General features: G+C 63.3%; 16 protein-coding genes and 1 riboswitch. Of the genes, 1 reads left to right on the plus strand and 15 read right to left on the minus strand.

Annotated features, from left to right (window positions below; all coding sequences use genetic code 11):
- Positions 1–20: 20 nt before the first annotated feature.
- Entirely contained in the window at positions 21–572 is a 552-nt protein-coding gene (locus tag J7J50_RS05535) for a hypothetical protein (protein WP_215056475.1), read from the minus strand.
- Between the two features lie 493 nt (positions 573–1,065).
- Here J7J50_RS05535 and J7J50_RS05540 point away from each other — a divergent pair, with 493 nt between their 5' ends.
- Positions 1,066–1,953 carry a methyltransferase domain-containing protein gene (locus J7J50_RS05540; protein WP_215056476.1) on the plus strand — a complete coding sequence of 296 codons (888 nt, stop codon included), beginning with the start codon at positions 1,066–1,068 and terminating at the stop codon, positions 1,951–1,953.
- 557 nt (positions 1,954–2,510) lie between these two features.
- Here the strand turns inward: J7J50_RS05540 and J7J50_RS05545 are convergent.
- From J7J50_RS05545 to gcvP, 14 genes are all read right to left on the minus strand, one after another.
- On the minus strand, positions 2,511–2,927 hold the full coding sequence (locus J7J50_RS05545) for a hypothetical protein (RefSeq protein WP_215056477.1): 417 nt from the start codon (positions 2,925–2,927) through the stop codon (positions 2,511–2,513).
- Positions 2,928–3,148: 221 nt separating this feature from the next.
- Positions 3,149–3,919 carry a LytTR family DNA-binding domain-containing protein gene (locus tag J7J50_RS05550; RefSeq protein WP_215056579.1) on the minus strand — a complete coding sequence of 257 codons (771 nt, stop codon included), beginning with the start codon at positions 3,917–3,919 and terminating at the stop codon, positions 3,149–3,151.
- 19 nt (positions 3,920–3,938) lie between these two features.
- A complete protein-coding gene (locus J7J50_RS05555; protein WP_343222436.1) occupies positions 3,939–5,198 on the minus strand; it encodes a histidine kinase in 1,260 nt (419 codons plus the stop codon).
- A gap of 365 nt (positions 5,199–5,563) precedes the next feature.
- On the minus strand, positions 5,564–6,112 hold the full coding sequence (locus tag J7J50_RS05560) for a hypothetical protein (RefSeq protein WP_215056478.1): 549 nt from the start codon (positions 6,110–6,112) through the stop codon (positions 5,564–5,566).
- Positions 6,112–6,420, minus strand: a complete 309-nt coding sequence (locus tag J7J50_RS05565) for a hypothetical protein (RefSeq protein ID WP_215056479.1) — start codon at positions 6,418–6,420, stop codon at positions 6,112–6,114. Before J7J50_RS05565 ends, J7J50_RS05560 begins: the two co-directional genes overlap by 1 nt.
- Positions 6,421–7,149: 729 nt before the next feature.
- The gene (locus J7J50_RS05575) at positions 7,150–7,728 is read right to left on the minus strand and encodes a DUF4189 domain-containing protein (protein WP_215056481.1); all 579 of its coding nucleotides are present in this window, start codon (positions 7,726–7,728) and stop codon (positions 7,150–7,152) included.
- A gap of 9 nt (positions 7,729–7,737) precedes the next feature.
- Positions 7,738–8,262 (minus strand): DUF4189 domain-containing protein, encoded by a 525-nt coding sequence (locus J7J50_RS05580; protein WP_215056482.1) that lies wholly within the window; start codon positions 8,260–8,262, stop codon positions 7,738–7,740.
- Positions 8,263–8,984: 722 nt separating this feature from the next.
- Positions 8,985–9,476 carry a DUF4189 domain-containing protein gene (locus J7J50_RS05590; RefSeq protein WP_215056483.1) on the minus strand — a complete coding sequence of 164 codons (492 nt, stop codon included), beginning with the start codon at positions 9,474–9,476 and terminating at the stop codon, positions 8,985–8,987.
- 47 nt (positions 9,477–9,523) lie between these two features.
- On the minus strand, positions 9,524–10,015 hold the full coding sequence (locus J7J50_RS05595) for a DUF4189 domain-containing protein (RefSeq protein WP_215056484.1): 492 nt from the start codon (positions 10,013–10,015) through the stop codon (positions 9,524–9,526).
- 10 nt (positions 10,016–10,025) lie between these two features.
- Positions 10,026–11,219, minus strand: coding sequence for a type IV secretion system protein (locus tag J7J50_RS05600; protein WP_215056485.1), 1,194 nt, complete (start codon positions 11,217–11,219; stop codon positions 10,026–10,028).
- Between the two features lie 46 nt (positions 11,220–11,265).
- On the minus strand, positions 11,266–12,264 hold the full coding sequence (locus J7J50_RS05605; protein ID WP_215056486.1) for a hypothetical protein: 999 nt from the start codon (positions 12,262–12,264) through the stop codon (positions 11,266–11,268).
- 404 nt (positions 12,265–12,668) lie between these two features.
- Positions 12,669–12,890: a diguanylate cyclase gene (locus tag J7J50_RS24700; RefSeq protein ID WP_343222437.1), complete on the minus strand. Its 222-nt coding sequence runs from the start codon at positions 12,888–12,890 to the stop codon at positions 12,669–12,671.
- A complete protein-coding gene (locus J7J50_RS24705; RefSeq protein ID WP_251044209.1) occupies positions 12,887–13,156 on the minus strand; it encodes a hypothetical protein in 270 nt (89 codons plus the stop codon). Before J7J50_RS24705 ends, J7J50_RS24700 begins: the two co-directional genes overlap by 4 nt.
- Positions 13,157–13,276: 120 nt before the next feature.
- The gene (gene gcvP / locus J7J50_RS05615) at positions 13,277–16,138 is read right to left on the minus strand and encodes an aminomethyl-transferring glycine dehydrogenase (RefSeq protein WP_215056487.1); all 2,862 of its coding nucleotides are present in this window, start codon (positions 16,136–16,138) and stop codon (positions 13,277–13,279) included.
- Positions 16,139–16,343: 205 nt separating this feature from the next.
- A riboswitch (glycine riboswitch) is annotated at positions 16,344–16,441 on the minus strand.
- Positions 16,442–16,620 lie beyond the last annotated feature (179 nt).

Here is a 16,620-nt window from a genome sequence, read left to right on the forward strand (position 1 = left end):
GCACCGCCTCGCTCGCGGCATCAATCGATGCGATAAACCCGCGCCTTCGGCGTGTCCTCATCGACCTGCAGGAACCAGCGGCCGGCGACGCCGGGGATGACCACGATCTCGGGTTTGATCATCGGCTTGGGCAGTTTCATGGCGCCCTTGAGCACCTTCCACTGCTGGCCGTTCTCCAGCTCGAACACCGTGCCCGGCTCCCAGCCGGCGACGTCGTGCTTGAGGCGGCTCTTGATCGGCTCGTCGTTGAGGCCGATGAACTGGCCCGCGCCGGGGCGGTGAGCGGGCGGCGCGCCGGCGCCGACGGCGGGACCGGCGGCCTGCGGCGCACCCGCGCCGATCGCCGGACCGGGCGCCGGCGCCGCGGCTTCGGCCACGGCCGGCGCGGTCTTGTCGTCGGCTTCGCGCAGCATGCGGTTGAGCGTCGCCAACTGCTCGGCCGACAGGCCGACTTCGCGCAATTGCTCCGGCGTCAGGCGTTGTTCGATCTCGACATACGGCGGTTTGGCCACGGCCAACGGCGACAGCAACGCCAGCGCCAGCAATACGGAAACGAGTTTGAACAAACGCATGGGGGAATGGCCTGTGAAGAGAACCGGCGACCGGACAGGTCCGCAGCGGAGACTGCCGTCGTGGGATGACGGCAATTTATGGCTGTTGCGTGACAATTCGAAGACAAGGGGCCGGCCGGGCCGGTCCGATCGCTGCCGCAGCCGCGGCGAGGCGGCGGTCCGATGCCGCCGTGCGCGACGAGGATCAGCGCGGCGGTGCGGCGTTGCGGCGCCGACCACGGCCGAGTGCATGCCAGAGGCGGCGAGCGTCGGCGGTGCATGCATGGTATCGAGCCGGAGATTCGGCCAATAGCGACCGACCGCCGCCGACCGCGAGAGCGCTGACGGTGGCGGCCGCAGCGCTTACTCTGTCGCCACTCGCCGCCCGCTTGCGCAAGCCGCGCGGTTTCAACCTCGGATGCGAAATGGGCGGAAGCGGCAACACACAGCGGATCGCCGCGACGGCGCGGCATCGCGACGGCGGCCGAGGCCGTTCCGAGCCGGAGGCGGCGGCATGAGCGAGGCCTTGTCCGCCTTGATCGAACACTTGCGCGTCGACCTCGCGCTGGACCGGCCCGAGCGTCTGCGCGAGCGCGTGGACGCGCTCGACCGGATGGAGCGGCTGAGCCTGTACCTGTCCGATACGCCCGACACGCGGGCGCTGAGCGCAGACGTCGCCGCCCAGCAAGCGCGTCTGGACGCCGTCAACGAACGGCTCTATCGGAACCTGCGCGACGCCATCCGCCGCGGCGACGGCGCCGAGTGCCTGCGCGAATGGATGCCGCGCGCCGAACACGCCGACACGGACACCCGCATCGCGCAAGGCGAGGGCTACGATCATCTCGACGCGCTGCTCGGCGGCATCCTGCAATTGCACGAGCCCGCCGACGACGTCGCCGCGCCGGCGCCGGAGATGGTGTTCTACCAGCCGACTCCGGCCCGGCACATTTTCGATCTGATCCGGCGCCTTGCTCCGGGCGCGGACGACGTGCTGCTGGATGTCGGCTCGGGCCTCGGTCACATTCCCTTGCTGGTCGGTGCCTGCACGTCCGCGCGCTGCGTCGGCGTCGAACTGGAGCCGGCCTATGTCGCCAGCGCGCGCGCCGCTGCCGCCGACTTGCGTCTGAGCCGGGTGAGTTTTATCCAGGCCGACGCGCGCGCGGCCGATCTGTCGCAGGCGACGGTGTTCTATCTGTACACGCCGTTCACCGGCGGCGTTCTGGGCGAGATGCTCGAACGCATTCGCGAGCAGGCGCAGTGGCGCGACATCCGCCTATGCAGCCTCGGGCCGTGCACACAGGTGCTGGCGGCGCAACATTGGTTGCGATCGATCGACGCGGAATTGCGCAGCGATCGCATCGCCGTGTTCGTGCCGCGCCGGAACGGCGATCCCGCAGCCTGATCGCGCGCTCGCATCGGCGGCGCGCACCGGAGAAGCCAGCGCCGCGGCGGTCAGCAACGCCACCGCGATCCAGCAGGCGATTTCGTGCAGCGAACGCCGTCGCCGCTTCAACCGCTCCGGATCGCGTCCGGCCAGCTTGAGCCGATACAGGTGGTCGAGCCGGCTGGTATCGCGGACCGGCACCCGCCGGCGTGAATCGGCTTCGTCGATCGTTTGTCCCGGCAGTACCCGACTCGCACCGCGCAGGCGGTAGTCGTCTTGTTCAAACAGTTCCATGTTCCCCTCCCGCCGTGCGGCCGATCGGTCCTTGCATGACCTAGACAACGCGGGGGATACGGCGGGGCGGACAGTTCAATTTTGCAACGTGCGGGGTTTCGGCTGGGGCGTGGGATTGAGCGTGGATCGGCTAACTAAGTCTCCCCATTTCTCTCCCTCTCCCGCTAGCGGGAGAGGGCCGGGGTGAGGGGATGAGCGCCGCAGGCGCGAATGCTCTTGCTGGATTTCTGCGGCTGCTCGCACCCTCACCCCAACCCCTCTCCCGCGAGCGGGAGAGGGGCTCAATCAGCGCTCCTTTGTTCAGGTGGTTGCTCACCCGCGCCCTGTCGCGCCAACGCCTTGCAATCCACCCCAACCGTATCGCCCTTATCGCTGACGCACAGCGTGAACCCCGGCGCGATGTCGATGATTTCGCGCGTGGCGCCGGCCGCCAGATCGAACCGTTCGAACGCCGTCTCGGTGCAATGCGAGGCTGGTGCCGGCTTGGCCTTGGCGGCGCCGGCGCATTGGCTCCGGAACAAAGAGTAATGGCAGGTGCCGCTGCGACTGGCTCGGCATTCGAACTTGGCGATCTGTTCGCTGATGCGCACCTGGCTGTCGATGATATCCACGCCGTTGTCGTTGCTGCGATGGACGATCGTGGTTCCGCCCACGTCGCACCCGAGCAGGGCGCACAAGTAGTACAGCAAGGCCATCATGTTACGCATGTCCAACTCCCTGGTCTGCTTTGAATGAATCGTGGCGCCGTGCAGGCCGCATGGTTCGAGCGGGCCCGGAAACGCGTCGCGTCGCCGCGCCGAGGTCCCCGAGCCATTGCCGCGCGCAGCGATCTGCGCAGACGCGTCCGCAGACGCGACGTGGCCGAGGCGGGATTTGTGACCGGGACGGACGGGCGCGCGCGCGGCCGGCGTCCGGGGGCTTACATCGTCTTGAACAAGGCCATGAACGGTTGGCTCACCGTCAGGGTTTCGGGCCGGTTGCGCAGGCGCACCGTGCCCTTGCCGCTGTCGTCGCGGACGATGCCGGCGATGGCCTTGAGGTTGACGATGGTGGAGCGGTGAATCTGCTTGAAGCGGCTGCCGTCGAGCACATCCAGCAATTCGCGGATCGGCTTGCGCAGCAGCGCTTCGCCGTCGGCGGTGACGACGGTGGTGTATTTGTTGTCGGCGCGGAAATAGGCGACGTCGTCGATCAGGATCAGGCGGGTTTCGCGGCCGGCGCTGGCGGTGATCCAGGTCAATGCCGGCTTGTCGTCGCGCGCGGATTGTTTGGCGGCCAGGCGCTGGGCGAGTTCGGTCAGCGCATCGCGCTCGCTCTGGTCGCGATTGCGGCGCGCCTGCAGGCGCTGCACGGTGACCGCGAGCCGCTCGGGCGTGACCGGCTTGAGCAGATAATCGATGGCGCCGTGTTCGAACGCATCGATCGCATGCTGGTCGTAGGCGGTGACGAACACGATCTGGGTCTGCGGGCTGACATCGGCCGCCGCCGCGGCGACATCCAGGCCGGTCAGGCCGGGCATGCGGATGTCGAGAAAAGCGACATCGGGACAATGCTCGGCGAGCGCTTCCAGCGCTTCGGCGCCGTCCTCGCACTGCGCGACGATGCGCAACTGCGGCCAGCCCACCTGCAGCGTTTCGACCAGCGCCCGGCGCAGCAGGGTTTCGTCTTCGGCGACCAGCGCGGTCAGCACCGGCGCAGTGTTGGCGGAATCAGACACTTTGCGTCTCCGTAACCGGTTGCGCTGGCACGACGATGGTGGCGGCGACGCCGTTGGGGAAGTTGGCCACGATCGACAACTGCGCCTGCGCTCCGTAGACCAGTTGCAAGCGTTCGCGCACGTTGCGCAAGCCGATGCCGGTGCCGGAGTTGAGCACGTTGAATCCCAGGCCGTCGTCGGCGACGGTGATGGCGATCGAATCCTCGTTGCGGCGCGCCAGTATCCACACGGTGCCGCCGCCGGGCTTGGGTTCCAGGCCGTGCTTGATCGCGTTCTCGACCAGGGTCTGCAGCATCATCGGCGGCAGCGCGATGGTGCGCAGTTCGTCGGCGACGTCCAGTTGCAGCTCCAGGCGCGGGCCCATGCGCAGCTTGAGGATTTCCAGGTAAGCGCGCGAACGGTCGAGTTCGTCGCCCAGGGTGGACAGCGCGTCCTCGGTGCGCGGCAGCGAGCGGCGCAGGAATTCGATCAGGTGCCCCAGCATTTCGTCGGCCAGCGGCGGATCGTTGCGGGTCAGGTACTGCGCGCTGGCCAGGGTGTTGTAGAGAAAGTGCGGCTCGACCTGGGCGTGCAGCAGGCTGAGCTTGGCCACGGCGAGCTCTTTCTCGGTCGAGGTGCGCGCCGCGTCGGCGCGTTCGTTGCGGCGGCGCTCGGCGATGCGGCGGTTGATCGCGCGCACGATCGCCTCGGCGTTTTCCAGGTTGGCGCCGTGATCCACGCGGAACCAGTCGCTCCACCCGCCCGATTCGGGCTCGCAGATCAGGGTGATGCGGCTGATCTCGCCATCGGGGGTGACGGTGGCGAGAATCTGGTTGCGGGTCGTGCTCATCCACCAGTTGTAGAGGTTGGCCGTGCCGGGCGTGCTGTTCGATCCGGCCTCGGCGCTGTCGACCTTGGCCCGCACCTGCAGGCTGTCGCGCGCGCTTTCGACGTTCAGCGTGCGCGGCAGCTCGCGGATCGCCGCGTCGAGCAGGTGGAAGGTTTCCTCGTCGTCCAGCGGCACGTCGATCTGGCGGCGCTGGCGATTGCCGATGGCGTTGGCGTCGATCCGTCCGCTGATCAGGCGCACCCGGCGCAGGTGCGAGAACGCGGTGATCACCACGATGATGGTCACCACGGTCGCGATCAGGAACAGCGGCCCGGTGTCCTGGTGCTGGAGCACCGGCATGGCCTGGGCGAGTAGCGCCAGCATCACGAACAGGCCGAACCATGCGGCGGCGAGACGTGCGACGAAGAACAGGCTGCGAATCACGTGAGGGTCCGGGAGGCGTGTGGCTTGCTACGCAGCATAGTGATCCCCCGCGCCAGGGGAAGCGGGGGCGCGACGAAGTCGGGCCGGGCGCGATGAAACCGGGATGCGGGGGAGCGAAACCGGGGCGTAAGGCGCCTGTCGGTGGGGCGCGGGCGCTGGAGCTGCTCGTTTTAGCCTGGCTGAGCCCGATGGCGCGGGCGGTGCCGGGTCCGCCGAGTGCGCCCTGGCCCTGCCGGACGCAAGTCGCGCCGCGACCGCGCCGGCTCAGCCGCCGTTGCCGGCGAGGGTTTCATCCGGCGCTAGACCCCGGGAGTGTCCGGCTTGCGGCGGGGGTACTGCGAATTCATCGCTACCGCGACGCAACCTCACATCGTAACGACCCGGGTCCGGGCGACACCGCGCGTGCATTGTTCCAACTCGCGCAGAATTCGCCGGTGTGCGAACCCGCCAACGAACAACCGCATCGCAGTCCACGCCAATACAAAGCCGTAGATCGGCAGCAGTTCAGGGACGCGGTAGGTCAGAGTAATAGGCTGTATCAACAACAAGACGATGAAAGGAAGAACCCAGCCCGAGATGAGAACGCGTTGCTGGTAGCGGCTGCGTTGGCGCAATTCGTCCAGTTCGGGAATCCTGGCGGTATTCCATCGGTCGAGAATGTAGCGGCGCACCGAGCGCGCGAAGCGCGTTTCCAGATACGCCGCGCGGAAATAGGCGATAGCCGAGAACAGCGTGCATAGGCCGCCGACATAGGTCAGCGGCAACATCCGGACTTTAAACGCGATGACGGCCAGGCAGATGGTGAGCAGCAGGCATAGCAAACCGATTCTGGCGGCCTGAAGCATCGTCTGAGCACAGACCTCCAACTCGGGAAGCTCGGGTGTCTGCATCTTTGTACGGGTGCCGGAGCCCATCAGGAGCCTTTGGCCCGATCGCTCGGTTTGTACGGCGCTCCACCGCCCGCCGGGCGGAAACCAGCCGGACAGATGTACATATACGTTGGAACCCAATACAAATTCGGATATTGCCGCGTCGCTGTCCAGGCGCCGGTACGCGGGTTCGTGGCGATCCAGCCGTCCTCGGGCATGCCGAACGTGCAGAACAAGAAGGGATTGTTGTTGTAGGGAACTTGGGTGTAGACGCCGGGAGGAATTTTGTGTGCGAAGGCCGGCAGCAAGCAGGCCGCAACGGAAAGAGAGAGGAATGCGATAGCGGATTTCATAGCGTCGTCTCCGGGACGGATGGTGATGCGCCGATGTCTTGAGCGTTTACCGGATTCACTTGGGGAGCCGCATCCGGGATAAACAGGTTGCAATGCATGGTGAAGGCACTGCTGCCTACCGGACTTGCTCTGGGTAGCTGCAATTGGAGAATAGAACCTCGCAGTTGCTGTCTCCGGATTGCTTGCACTTCTCTAACCCGAGCTGGGTTGCTTTCTCTGTCGACGCGGCGCCGTGTACTGCGGAGCTGCGCTCGCTCCAGACAATGACTGCGCATTGGTTGTAGTAGGTGAACTTCACTTTGCATCGCGCGATGCCCTTGTTTCGGCAGTCCTTGAGTGCGGCTCTTTCGGCTTGTCCTTTGCGTTTCATGGCGGAAGCAGAACCGATACCGGCAGCGACATTGGACTATCTACGGCGATAGCGCCCCAGCGATCCGCCCAGATTTCTCGGGATGTCGAGTACGAGTGAGCACTGGGCCCTGTGCCGGGCGCCGGAGCGCATCCTTGCCACCCGATGCCTTGCTGTGGGACCGTTCCGGGCAGGCACGCAACTGCGCTGGCTATCGGGAAAATTGCCAAGATTAAAATCATCCATAAAGAGCGCATGTCACGATTCCTATTGACGTGGCTCATCCGGCCTTCTTATCTCGTCTTTCTGTGGGCGACAGTGTCTATCCGGTTTTCTGCATGAGTGCCCGCTGCGCCTTGGAAGCAGATCGTCGTGGCGCGTCATCGGGCAGGGGAGTAGGGCCTATCGGATCTGCTTTGGGGACTGCAGTCAGAGAAATACACCTCGCAGTTGGTGTCTTTTGCTTTGTTGCATTTCTCCATGCCGATCTGAGTTGCCTTCTCTATTGTCGGGGCGCCAGTGGCATTGAATCCGTGATCTCTCCAAACAAGGACCGCGCATTGACTGTAGTAAGTCAGCTTAATCGCGCACCGGGTTCCGCCTTTTTTCTTGCATGCAGTGAGCGCCGCCTTTTCGGCTTGCCCTTTTCGCCTCATATCGGAAGCCGAGCCGATGCCGACACCATTGTCTATATCGTCCACTGCTATTGCGCCCCAACGATCCTCCCAGACTGGTTCGGAATTGCCGGGCTGTGAGGCGTTTCCTGACATGCCAGGCATTGGTACGCACATCTGCCAGCCGGCACCTTGCTGCAGCCACTCACCTGGAGCGCAGGCAATCGCGCCGCAAACCGGAAAAGCGGCTAACGCGAACATCATCCCCAAAGGGCGCATGTTGAGTATCCTGCGACCGAAAGCGCGCGCGATCAGATAAATGTTGGACGATTTCAGGCTCTTCATCACGTCGGTTTATTTGATTCGCTGGGGAAGGCTGCAGCCGGAATAAACTATTTCGCAATTGGTGTCATTGGCGCGATTGCATTTTTCCAGGCTGCGTTGTTTAGCTAATTCTTCTGATGGTGCGCCACTGGTGTTGATGGTTCGATCTCCCCACATCAGAACAGCGCATTGGTTGTAGTATGCGATCATGATTTCGCATTGCTTTCCGCCTTTTTCTCGACAAGATTTTAGTGCCGATTTTTCAGTCTGTCCCTTACGCTTCATTCCTGTTACAGCGGAGAAGCCAACGCTTCCGGTAGGAATTGTGTCTACCGCGATTGCGCCCCAACGATCGGCCCAAACCTCTTGTGGTTGTGAGCGCGAAGACGGACCCGAAGCTGTACCTGGGGCAGGGGCGCACCCCTGCCAGCCCACGCCTTGTTGTGGGACTGTTCCGGGAGGGCAAGCAATTGCACTGCCGACTGGTAAAGATGCGAGTAACAATATCTTCCGCAAGAAGCTCATGTCACGACTCCTATCGTCGAGGATCGTCAATCACTCTGATCCTTCAGCAAAACTGCAGTCGGAGAAATAGACATGGCAGTTGGAGTCGCCGGCATCCAAGCATTTCTTCAATCCCTGCTGCTCAGCTTCCTCCTTCGAATTGGCTGCAGTGGTATTGAATCATTGGCTTCCCCAAATAAGAGATGCGCATTGATTGGAGTATGTGATCCTGACGCTACATCGAGTGCCGCCTTTATCTTTACATGCGAGTAGAGCGGATTTTTCAGCTTGATCTTCCTTCTTCATTCCGGAGGCTGATCCGATTCCTACGCCGCCGTTCGTAAGGTCGACTGCAATTGTTCCCCATCGATTGGACCAAGATCGCCTAGCCGAAGGTGCGCGGTTGGAGGTGCCGGGGCTGGGGGCGCATCCCTGTCAGCCAATGCCCCGTTGCGGAACAGTGCCTGGAGGGCAAGAGAAACATGGCTGCGATAAAACAATCAGTAAGGTCGATAATTTTAAGAGTGCCGTTTCCATCCGATCCTCCTATCCGAGCTGTTTCTTCTTAATCAGTTCGGCTTGTTGCTCAATGTGCGTCATCAGTCTGGACGCATGGGTCGGTGCGGGTGCTGTTACTTGTTCTGGGCCTTTTGCATGTTGGACACTTAAATTCCTGCTAGAAGTCTGTGGATGCTGGATGGCTTGCCCCGGCATCTCCGGCTTGCTGGGCGACGAATCCGCCCCCAACGCCGAGTAATGCATGAAGCTGAGGTCTATCGGATTCGTTCTGGGAAGCTGCAATCAGAAAAGTACACTTCGCAGTTGGTGTCTTTCGCTTGGAAGCATCTATCCATGCCTATTTGAATCGCTTGTTCCTTGCTTGGGGCGCTATTGATGCTCGAACTATGATCGCCCCATACAAGAGCGGCGCATTGGCTGTAATAAGCCAGCTTCACTTTGCATCGCGCGATGCCCTTGTTCTGGCAGTCCTTGAGCGCGGCTCTTTCGGCTTGCCCCTTGCGTTTCATGCCGGAAGCCGAGCCAATACCGGCAGCGACATTGGATTTGTCTACGGCGATAGCGCCCCAGCGATCTGCCCAGACGGGGGTAGACGTTACTGGCTGCTGATTGTTTCCGGACATGCCGGGCATGGGTACGCACATCTCCCAGCCGGCACCTTGCTGTAACCACTCGCCTGGAGCGCAGGCGATTGCACTGCAAGCCGGAAAAGCGGCTAACGCGAAGGTCATCCACAAAGAGCGCATTTCGATTGTCCTATAAGCGAAAATACGCACGATCAGACGAATAACGTTTATTGGATTCGTTCTGGGAAGCTGCAGTCAGAAAAGTACACCTCGCAATGGGTGTCTTTTGCTTGATTGCATTTTTCCACGCCTATTTGTGCTGCTTTCTCTATTGTGGGAGCGCCGTTGATAGTGAATCCATGATCTCCCCAGACAAGAGCGGCGCACTGACTGTAGTAAGCCAGCTTGACTTCGCATCTAGCGCCGCCCTTTTTCTTGCAAGCTGTGAGCGCCGCCTTTTCGGCTTGCCCTTTTCGTTTCATGCCGGAAGCGGAGCCGATGCCAACGCCATTGGCTGTATCGTCTACCGCTACTGCACCCCAACGGTCCTCCCAAATTTCCTTGGGCGCAGAATGCGAGGAGGTACTTGGTCCGGTGCCTGGTACAGGGGCACATCCCTGCCAGCCAACGCCTTGCTGAGGGACTGTTCCGGGAGGGCAAGCAAATACACTGCCGACTGGTAAAGCTGCGAGTAACAGCATGTCCCGTAAAAAATGCATATTACGACTCCTACAGGCGATGGTCGTTGGGTTGCTTGGTCTCATTTTTTTGTGAAGCAATGGCATTCACCCTGTCGTTGGCGTGTGTGTTGGCCCGTTCATTGTTGGGCCTGCTTGTCCCGCCATATGGGGTACCTGGATTGCCTGAATTCGTATATTTATTTTGGCCAGATCCTCGTTGACCCTCAGAGCTTCCGGGCATTTCCGGCCTATAACCGCTTTGCCCCGGCGTCTCCGGCTTACTGGGCGACGAATCCGCCCCAAACGCCGAGTAATGCATGAAGCTGCCCACCGCGCCTTGGAAGAAGTTGGCGGCCATCGGCGGAATCGACACGATCAACACGGTCAGGAAAATTCCCAGCCCGCCTTGCTGCAAGGCCATGGTATTGACGCCGGCCGAGGCGCTGTCGCCCGCCGCCATCATCACCAGATACTGCGCCGCGAAGTTGCCCGCCACTCCGGCGACGATCTTCATCGACACCGTCACCGTGAAGCTCAGCACCGCCATCGAGAACATCGTGCCGACGCCGTACTGCAGCCAGCGCGGGAACATCGCCTTGGTCTGCTCGAACATCAGGCTGAGAATGAACAGCGGCCCCAGGCCGACGAACAAGGCCATGGCGAACTTGTACATGACCAGCAGTGCGCCGCCGACTACCGCCGGGCCGGCGACGCCGATGCCGGTGAGCAGCAGCGCGCGGTCCTTGTCTTCCTTGATGCCGGGGTTGTCCAGCGCGGGCAGCGCGTCGATGGCGGCCATCGCCAATTGCATCTTGCTCAGGCCGCGGTCGATGGTGTCGGCCGGGTCCTGATCCTTACCGGTCACCGCCTTGGTGATCGCGCGCGGCAGGTCGGAGCCCAGCGTGTCGTAGATGTTGGTGCTGCCGACCATCAGGGTGGTGGCGGCGATGATGATCATCACGTTTCGCAACGAACTGACCAGCAGCCCCATCATCGGATCGCGCGACTGGCCGGTGAGAATGCGGTAGCCCTGGGTGGCTATCCACAGCGTCATCAGGATCGCCGACATACTGGCGACCCACATGGTCATTTCGTGAACCATGGTCTCGCGAAACGCGAGAATCTCGTTGTCCAGAAAATCGAAGATGATGCGGAAGAAGACCCATTGGCCGAGGCTTTCAAACTGCGCATGAAAGCTGGGCAATAGTTCGGGCAGGCGGCTAAGTAGCGATTGACTCGACATGTGCTGCGTCCAGGTTGGCTATGCGGGTAACGAAGTGTCGAGAAACTCAGCGCCAGCCAGACTCTCGCCGTGGGCTCTTGAGAGACTCCAGCGTGGCTTTCATGAGCAAGATGCCGGCCAGGCCCGCGGCGGCTTTGCCGCCGCCCGACACGCCGCCACCGCCAGCACCAGCGCTTCCACCGTCCTTGCCGCGCAACACCTCATGGCTGAGCATGTCGCGCACGGAGCGCAGATACGTCAGGCGTGCGCTGTAGGCATCCATGTAGGCGCTGCGCTGTTGCTGGTCCACTTCCATGCGCGAAAGCAGGGCCAGAAGTTTGTTGTTGTTGTCTTGCAGCTTGCCTTGATCTTCGCCGCCGAGATTGGAGCGCTCGTTCTCGATTTCCTTCAGGCGCTTCTGCCGCTCGAGAGCCAGTTTGTACATGGCCATCGAGTACTTGTACTGGGCGAGTTCGGTCTTGGCGATGTCCTGGCACAACTGCCATTGCTGCTGCGCCGCCCCGCTGGTGGCGCCGGGGTTGGGGCACCGGTCTTCCACGGTCTTGTCGACCTGACTGCTGGGGGTCTGCTCGTTCAGTTTCTCCTCGGGCTCTTTCGCGTCGTCGCCGCTGTTTTTCGCACTGCCGAGCTTGGTCAGCTTCTTGAGGTTGCCATTGACCGTACCGTCGTCGCCGATTCGTTTTTCGATTTCCTCGAGATGGTCATTGGCGTGCTGATCGTGAACCTCCCAGGCGCTCTGGGCGGCAGCGGGGCCGCAGATCAATGCGCCGGCAAGGGCGGGGACGAGCAGTTTCGCGATCATGGTGGATTTCCCCTGGGGTTGAATCTGATGCACGTCTGGCTTGGCCAGGAACCCAGCGGCCTGGCCGTTGCGATCGTTTGCGCGCACCAGAGCAAACGGCGGTGATGAGCGATGCAATGCCAAGACCTGAATGCGGCGCAGGCGAGTAAGCAAGCGAGCAGGCGTGGCGACAGTCGGCGAAATCGCCGAGTGCGTTGCGAACAAGCGAATCCGGAACCTCGAATAAAGCGAAATGTCCAGCATGCAGAACTTCCTGTTCTATTGGGGTTCCCGATAGCCGCACTGCGGAGTGGTGCGGCGTGAATGGCGCGAGACTGCACGGTGTTGCCAAGGTTGCATCGTGGCGCGATCACACATGAGGAAAATGCTATTGATTTTCTTCTTGGGGCGATAGGCGCGGGCGGCGTGATTTTTTATGCGGATACATACGCGCAGAATGCGTATGTATTGGCAACAGTGTGCCGGCGTGTGAATTTTTTCTGCGAAGCCGAAATCGCATCCGGCCGGGTTTTATACGCAGAAAGGCAGTGTTGTCCCGAAGTTGGCGAGATTCAGCGCCGCGCGCTTTTTGTTGGCGCGCGCAAGCGCACCAGGATCATGCAGCCTGGTGCGTTTATGTATTCGCTTGTATTGCGCGTATCGCGACGTCAGTCGCGCGCGGCTTTCTTCGAACGCTTCATCCGATACATCGCCTGATCGGCCTTCTCCAGCAGCACGCCCAGGTCTTCGCCATCGTCGGGATAGACCGCGCAACCGATGTTGGCATCCAGAGTGATCGGACGATCCTCGAATTCGAACCGCAGCGACTGCGCGATCCGCTGCATCTGCGCGGCGACGCCCTCGGCGTGTTCGACCCGCGGCAGGATCACCGCGAACTCGTCGCCGCCGATGCGCGCGACCGTGTCGCCACCTTGAGCACGCCGACCACCGAGTCGTGATGCTTGAGTGGAACCACGATCATCGAGCGCAGGCCGACCGCGCGACAGGCGTCGAGGCCCACGATGTCGGCAGGTTCCGCTACTTCGATACCAGACTGGGGCCGGTCACCGGTGCTGCGAACGCCAATGCCCATGATGAAATACAGCACGCCATCGACCTTATCGAGCGCGATCAGTCGTGTGCGGGGCGGGGCCACTGACCGAATTCGACGGGCGGTCCGCGCGCGCGGCCGCGGGCTTGCGCCCACACAGAGCCGACCAAAAAAACAGGCCCCGCACGAGCGGGGCCTGTTCTGTTCGGTCGGCTGCCGGGCGGCTTACGCCTCGGCTTCCTCTTCCCTGTACGCATCGATCGGAATGCACGCGCACATGACGTTCTTGTCGCCGTAGACGTTGTCCACGCGCGACACCGGCGGCCAGTATTTCTGCAGCTTCAGCGACGGCAGCGGGAATGCGGCCAGTTCGCGCGGGTAGGCGTGGGCCCATTCGCTCGCGGTGACCTGCGTGGCGGTGTGCGGCGCGTGCTTGAGCGGGTTGTCCTCGCGGTCCAGGCGGCCGTCTTCGACCGCGCGGATTTCGTCGCGGATCTGGATCATCGCGTCGATGAAACGGTCCAGTTCGTGCTGCGATTCGCTCTCGGTCGGCTCGACCATCAAGGTGCCGGCGACCGGGAAGCTCAGGGTCGGGGCGTGGAAGCCGAAGTCGATCAGGCGCTTGGCGACGTCCTCGGCGCTGATGCCGGTGGCGTCCTTGATCGGGCGCAGGTCGAGGATGCACTCGTGCGCGACCAGTCCGTTGCGGCCGGTGTAGAGCGTTTCGTAATGCGGCGCCAGGCGCGTGGCGATGTAGTTGGCGTTGAGCAGCGCGACCTGGGTGGCCTTGCGCAGTCCCGCGGTGCCCATCAGGGTGATGTACATCCACGAGATCGGCAGGATGCTGGCCGAGCCGAAGCTCGCCGCGCTGACCATGCCGACCACGCCTTCGCCGTCCACCGTCTTGGGCAGGAACGGCGCGAGGTGCGACTTCACCGCGCACGGGCCGACGCCGGGGCCGCCGCCGCCGTGCGGGATGCAGAAGGTCTTGTGCAGGTTGAGGTGCGACACGTCCGAGCCCCACTTGCCGGGCTTGGCCACGCCGACCAGGGCGTTCATGTTGGCGCCGTCGGTGTACACCTGGCCGCCGTGCTTGTGGATGATCTCGCAGATCTCGACCACCTCTTCCTCGAACACGCCGTGCGTGGACGGGTAGGTCATCATGATCGCGGCCAGGCGGTCGCTGTACTTCTCGGCGTTGCGGCGGATGTCTTCGACATCGACGTTGCCGTTGCTGTCGGTCTTGGTCACCACCACGGTCATGCCGCACATCTGCGCCGAGGCCGGGTTGGTGCCGTGCGCCGAATCCGGGATCAGGCAGATGTCGCGATGGCCTTCGCCGCGCGAGCGGTGATAGGCGCGGATCGCCAGCAGGCCGGCGTATTCGCCCTGCGCGCCGGAGTTGGGCTGCAGGCTGACCGCGTCGTAGCCGGTGCATTCGACCAGCATCGCTTCCAGCTCATCGATCAGCTGCTTGTAGCCGGTGGTCTGCTCGGCCGGGGCGAGCGGATGGATGTTGCCGAATTCCGGCCAGGTCACCGGGATCATCTCGGCGGTGGCGTTGAGCTTCATCGTGCACGAACCCAGCGGGATCATCGTGCGATCCATCGCCAGATCCTTGTCGGCCAGCGAGCGCATGTAGCGCAGCAGCTCGTGTTCGCTGTGATGGGTGTTGAACACCGGGTGCTGCAGGAACGCGGACTTGCGCACCAGCGCGGACGGGATCGCGTCAACGGTGGCGGCATCGAGCGCGTCGATGTCGAGCGTAGCGCCGAACAGACCGGCCAGCGCGGTGAGATCGTCGCGATTGACGGTTTCGTCCAGGCTCAGGCCGACGCTGCCCGCGTCGATCGGGCGCAGGTTGATCGAGGCGGCGCTGGCCTTGGCGTGGATCGCCTTGGCATCGACGCCGCTGATGTGCAGGGTGTCGAAGAAACCGTCCGCGACCTTGACGCCGGCCTTGCGCAGCGCGGCGGCGAGGATCGCGGCCTGGCGGTGGATGCGGCGGGCGATGCGGGTCAGGCCGTCGGGGCCGTGGTAGACCGCGTACATGCTGGCCATGACCGCCAGCAGCACCTGCGCGGTGCAGATGTTGGAGGTGGCCTTCTCTCGGCGGATGTGCTGCTCGCGGGTCTGCAGGGTCAGGCGGTAGGCCGGCTTGCCGTCGGTGTCCACCGACACGCCGATCAGGCGGCCCGGCATCGAGCGCTTGTACGCGTCGCGGCAGGCCATGAAGCCGGCGTGCGGGCCGCCGAAGCCGAACGGCACGCCGAAGCGCTGGGTGTTGCCGACCACGATGTCGGCGCCGAATTCGCCCGGCGCCTTGAGCAGGGTCAGCGCGAGCAGATCGCTGGCGACCGCGACGATGCCGCCGCGCGCGTGCACCGCGTCGGACACGGCCTGGTAGTCGTGCACGCCGCCGAAGGTGTCCGGGTACTGCAGCAGCACGCCGTAGGCATCGACCTTGAGCGCGTCGGCGTCGTCGCCGACATGCAGCTTGATGTCGAGCGGCTCGGCGCGCGTGCGCAGCACTTCCAGGGTCTGCGGATGGATATTCTTCGAGACGAAGAAGGTGTCGGACTTCGACTTGGCCGAGCGCTTGGCCAGGGTCATCGCTTCGGCCGCGGCGGTGCCTTCGTCCAGCAGCGAGGCGTTGGCGATCTCCATCCCGGTCAGGTCGGCGATCATGGTCTGGAAGTTGATCAGCGCTTCCATGCGGCCTTGCGAGATTTCCGCCTGGTACGGCGTGTAGGCCGTGTACCACGCCGGGTTCTCCAGGATGTTGCGCAGGATGACGTTCGGGGTGTGGGTGCCGTAGTAGCCGCGGCCGATGAAGCTGCGGAACACCTGGTTCTGGGTGGCGATGGCGCGGATCTTGGCCAGCGCTTCGACTTCGCTGATCGCCGCCGGCAGGGCCAGCGGTTGGGTCGATTTGATCGAACCGGGGACGATGGCGTCGGTCAGCGCTTCGAGCGAGTCGTAGCCGACCTTGCCCAGCATGTGGCCGATCTCGGCGTCGTTGGGGCCGATGTGGCGCTCGATGAAAGCGTCGTGGTGCTCGAGATCGCGCAGGGATACGTTCGTCATGGGCAGGGGGCGTCCTAAGGCAACGTGCGGTGCCGCACGCGAGGCGCCCCTCTGTCCTTTTGCCTGAGAGTTTGGAAGCGTGCTGCGGTCAGGCAGCCGGGGGAGGGGAGGGCCGTGGGGCCGCACCTGTCCGCGCTCGCTTCGTGCCCCTTCGGCGCCGGTTCCGTCCGGTTCTTGCTCGGGCGGTCGGTCTCTCCAGAGTTTTGTACACGCGGCGGTATGGGGCCTGAGCGATTACGGGCGTTGCGCCTTCGGCAGCGGGCTCTGGCTTGAGGGCCGGGCCGCTTCTCCCACCGGGTGTTTCAAGACCGGGATTATAGCGGTTGATGGGGCGTGAGGGGACGGGGTGGGGCTGTTCAGGTGATGGGGTTGGGGCGGCTACGGTTGGGCTGCGGGGGCTTGATGCGGCCCCGCCAAGTCGGCGAGCGGCCCACCGCAAGCCCGTCATTCCCGCGAACGCGGGAATGACGGCTTTTGTAGCG

It is taken from the genome of Lysobacter sp. ISL-50, from assembly GCF_018612875.1.
GTDB lineage: Bacteria > Pseudomonadota > Gammaproteobacteria > Xanthomonadales > Xanthomonadaceae > Lysobacter.

Coding starts and splice junctions, on each gene's coding strand:
- J7J50_RS05560 (WP_215056478.1), bottom strand. CDS start 6,112: ATGGGCTCCGGCACCCGTACAAAGATGCAGACACCCGAGCTTCCCGAG.
- J7J50_RS05545 (WP_215056477.1), bottom strand. CDS start 2,927: ATGATGGCCTTGCTGTACTACTTGTGCGCCCTGCTCGGGTGCGACGTG.
- J7J50_RS05595 (WP_215056484.1), bottom strand. CDS start 10,015: ATGCATTTTTTACGGGACATGCTGTTACTCGCAGCTTTACCAGTCGGC.
- J7J50_RS05590 (WP_215056483.1), bottom strand. CDS start 9,476: ATGCGCTCTTTGTGGATGACCTTCGCGTTAGCCGCTTTTCCGGCTTGC.
- J7J50_RS05600 (WP_215056485.1), bottom strand. CDS start 11,219: ATGTCGAGTCAATCGCTACTTAGCCGCCTGCCCGAACTATTGCCCAGC.
- J7J50_RS05605 (WP_215056486.1), bottom strand. CDS start 12,264: ATGCTGGACATTTCGCTTTATTCGAGGTTCCGGATTCGCTTGTTCGCA.
- J7J50_RS05565 (WP_215056479.1), bottom strand. CDS start 6,420: ATGAAATCCGCTATCGCATTCCTCTCTCTTTCCGTTGCGGCCTGCTTG.
- gcvP (WP_215056487.1), bottom strand. CDS start 16,138: ATGACGAACGTATCCCTGCGCGATCTCGAGCACCACGACGCTTTCATC.
- J7J50_RS05575 (WP_215056481.1), bottom strand. CDS start 7,728: ATGAAGAGCCTGAAATCGTCCAACATTTATCTGATCGCGCGCGCTTTC.
- J7J50_RS05535 (WP_215056475.1), bottom strand. CDS start 572: ATGCGTTTGTTCAAACTCGTTTCCGTATTGCTGGCGCTGGCGTTGCTG.
- J7J50_RS05540 (WP_215056476.1), top strand. CDS start 1,066: ATGAGCGAGGCCTTGTCCGCCTTGATCGAACACTTGCGCGTCGACCTC.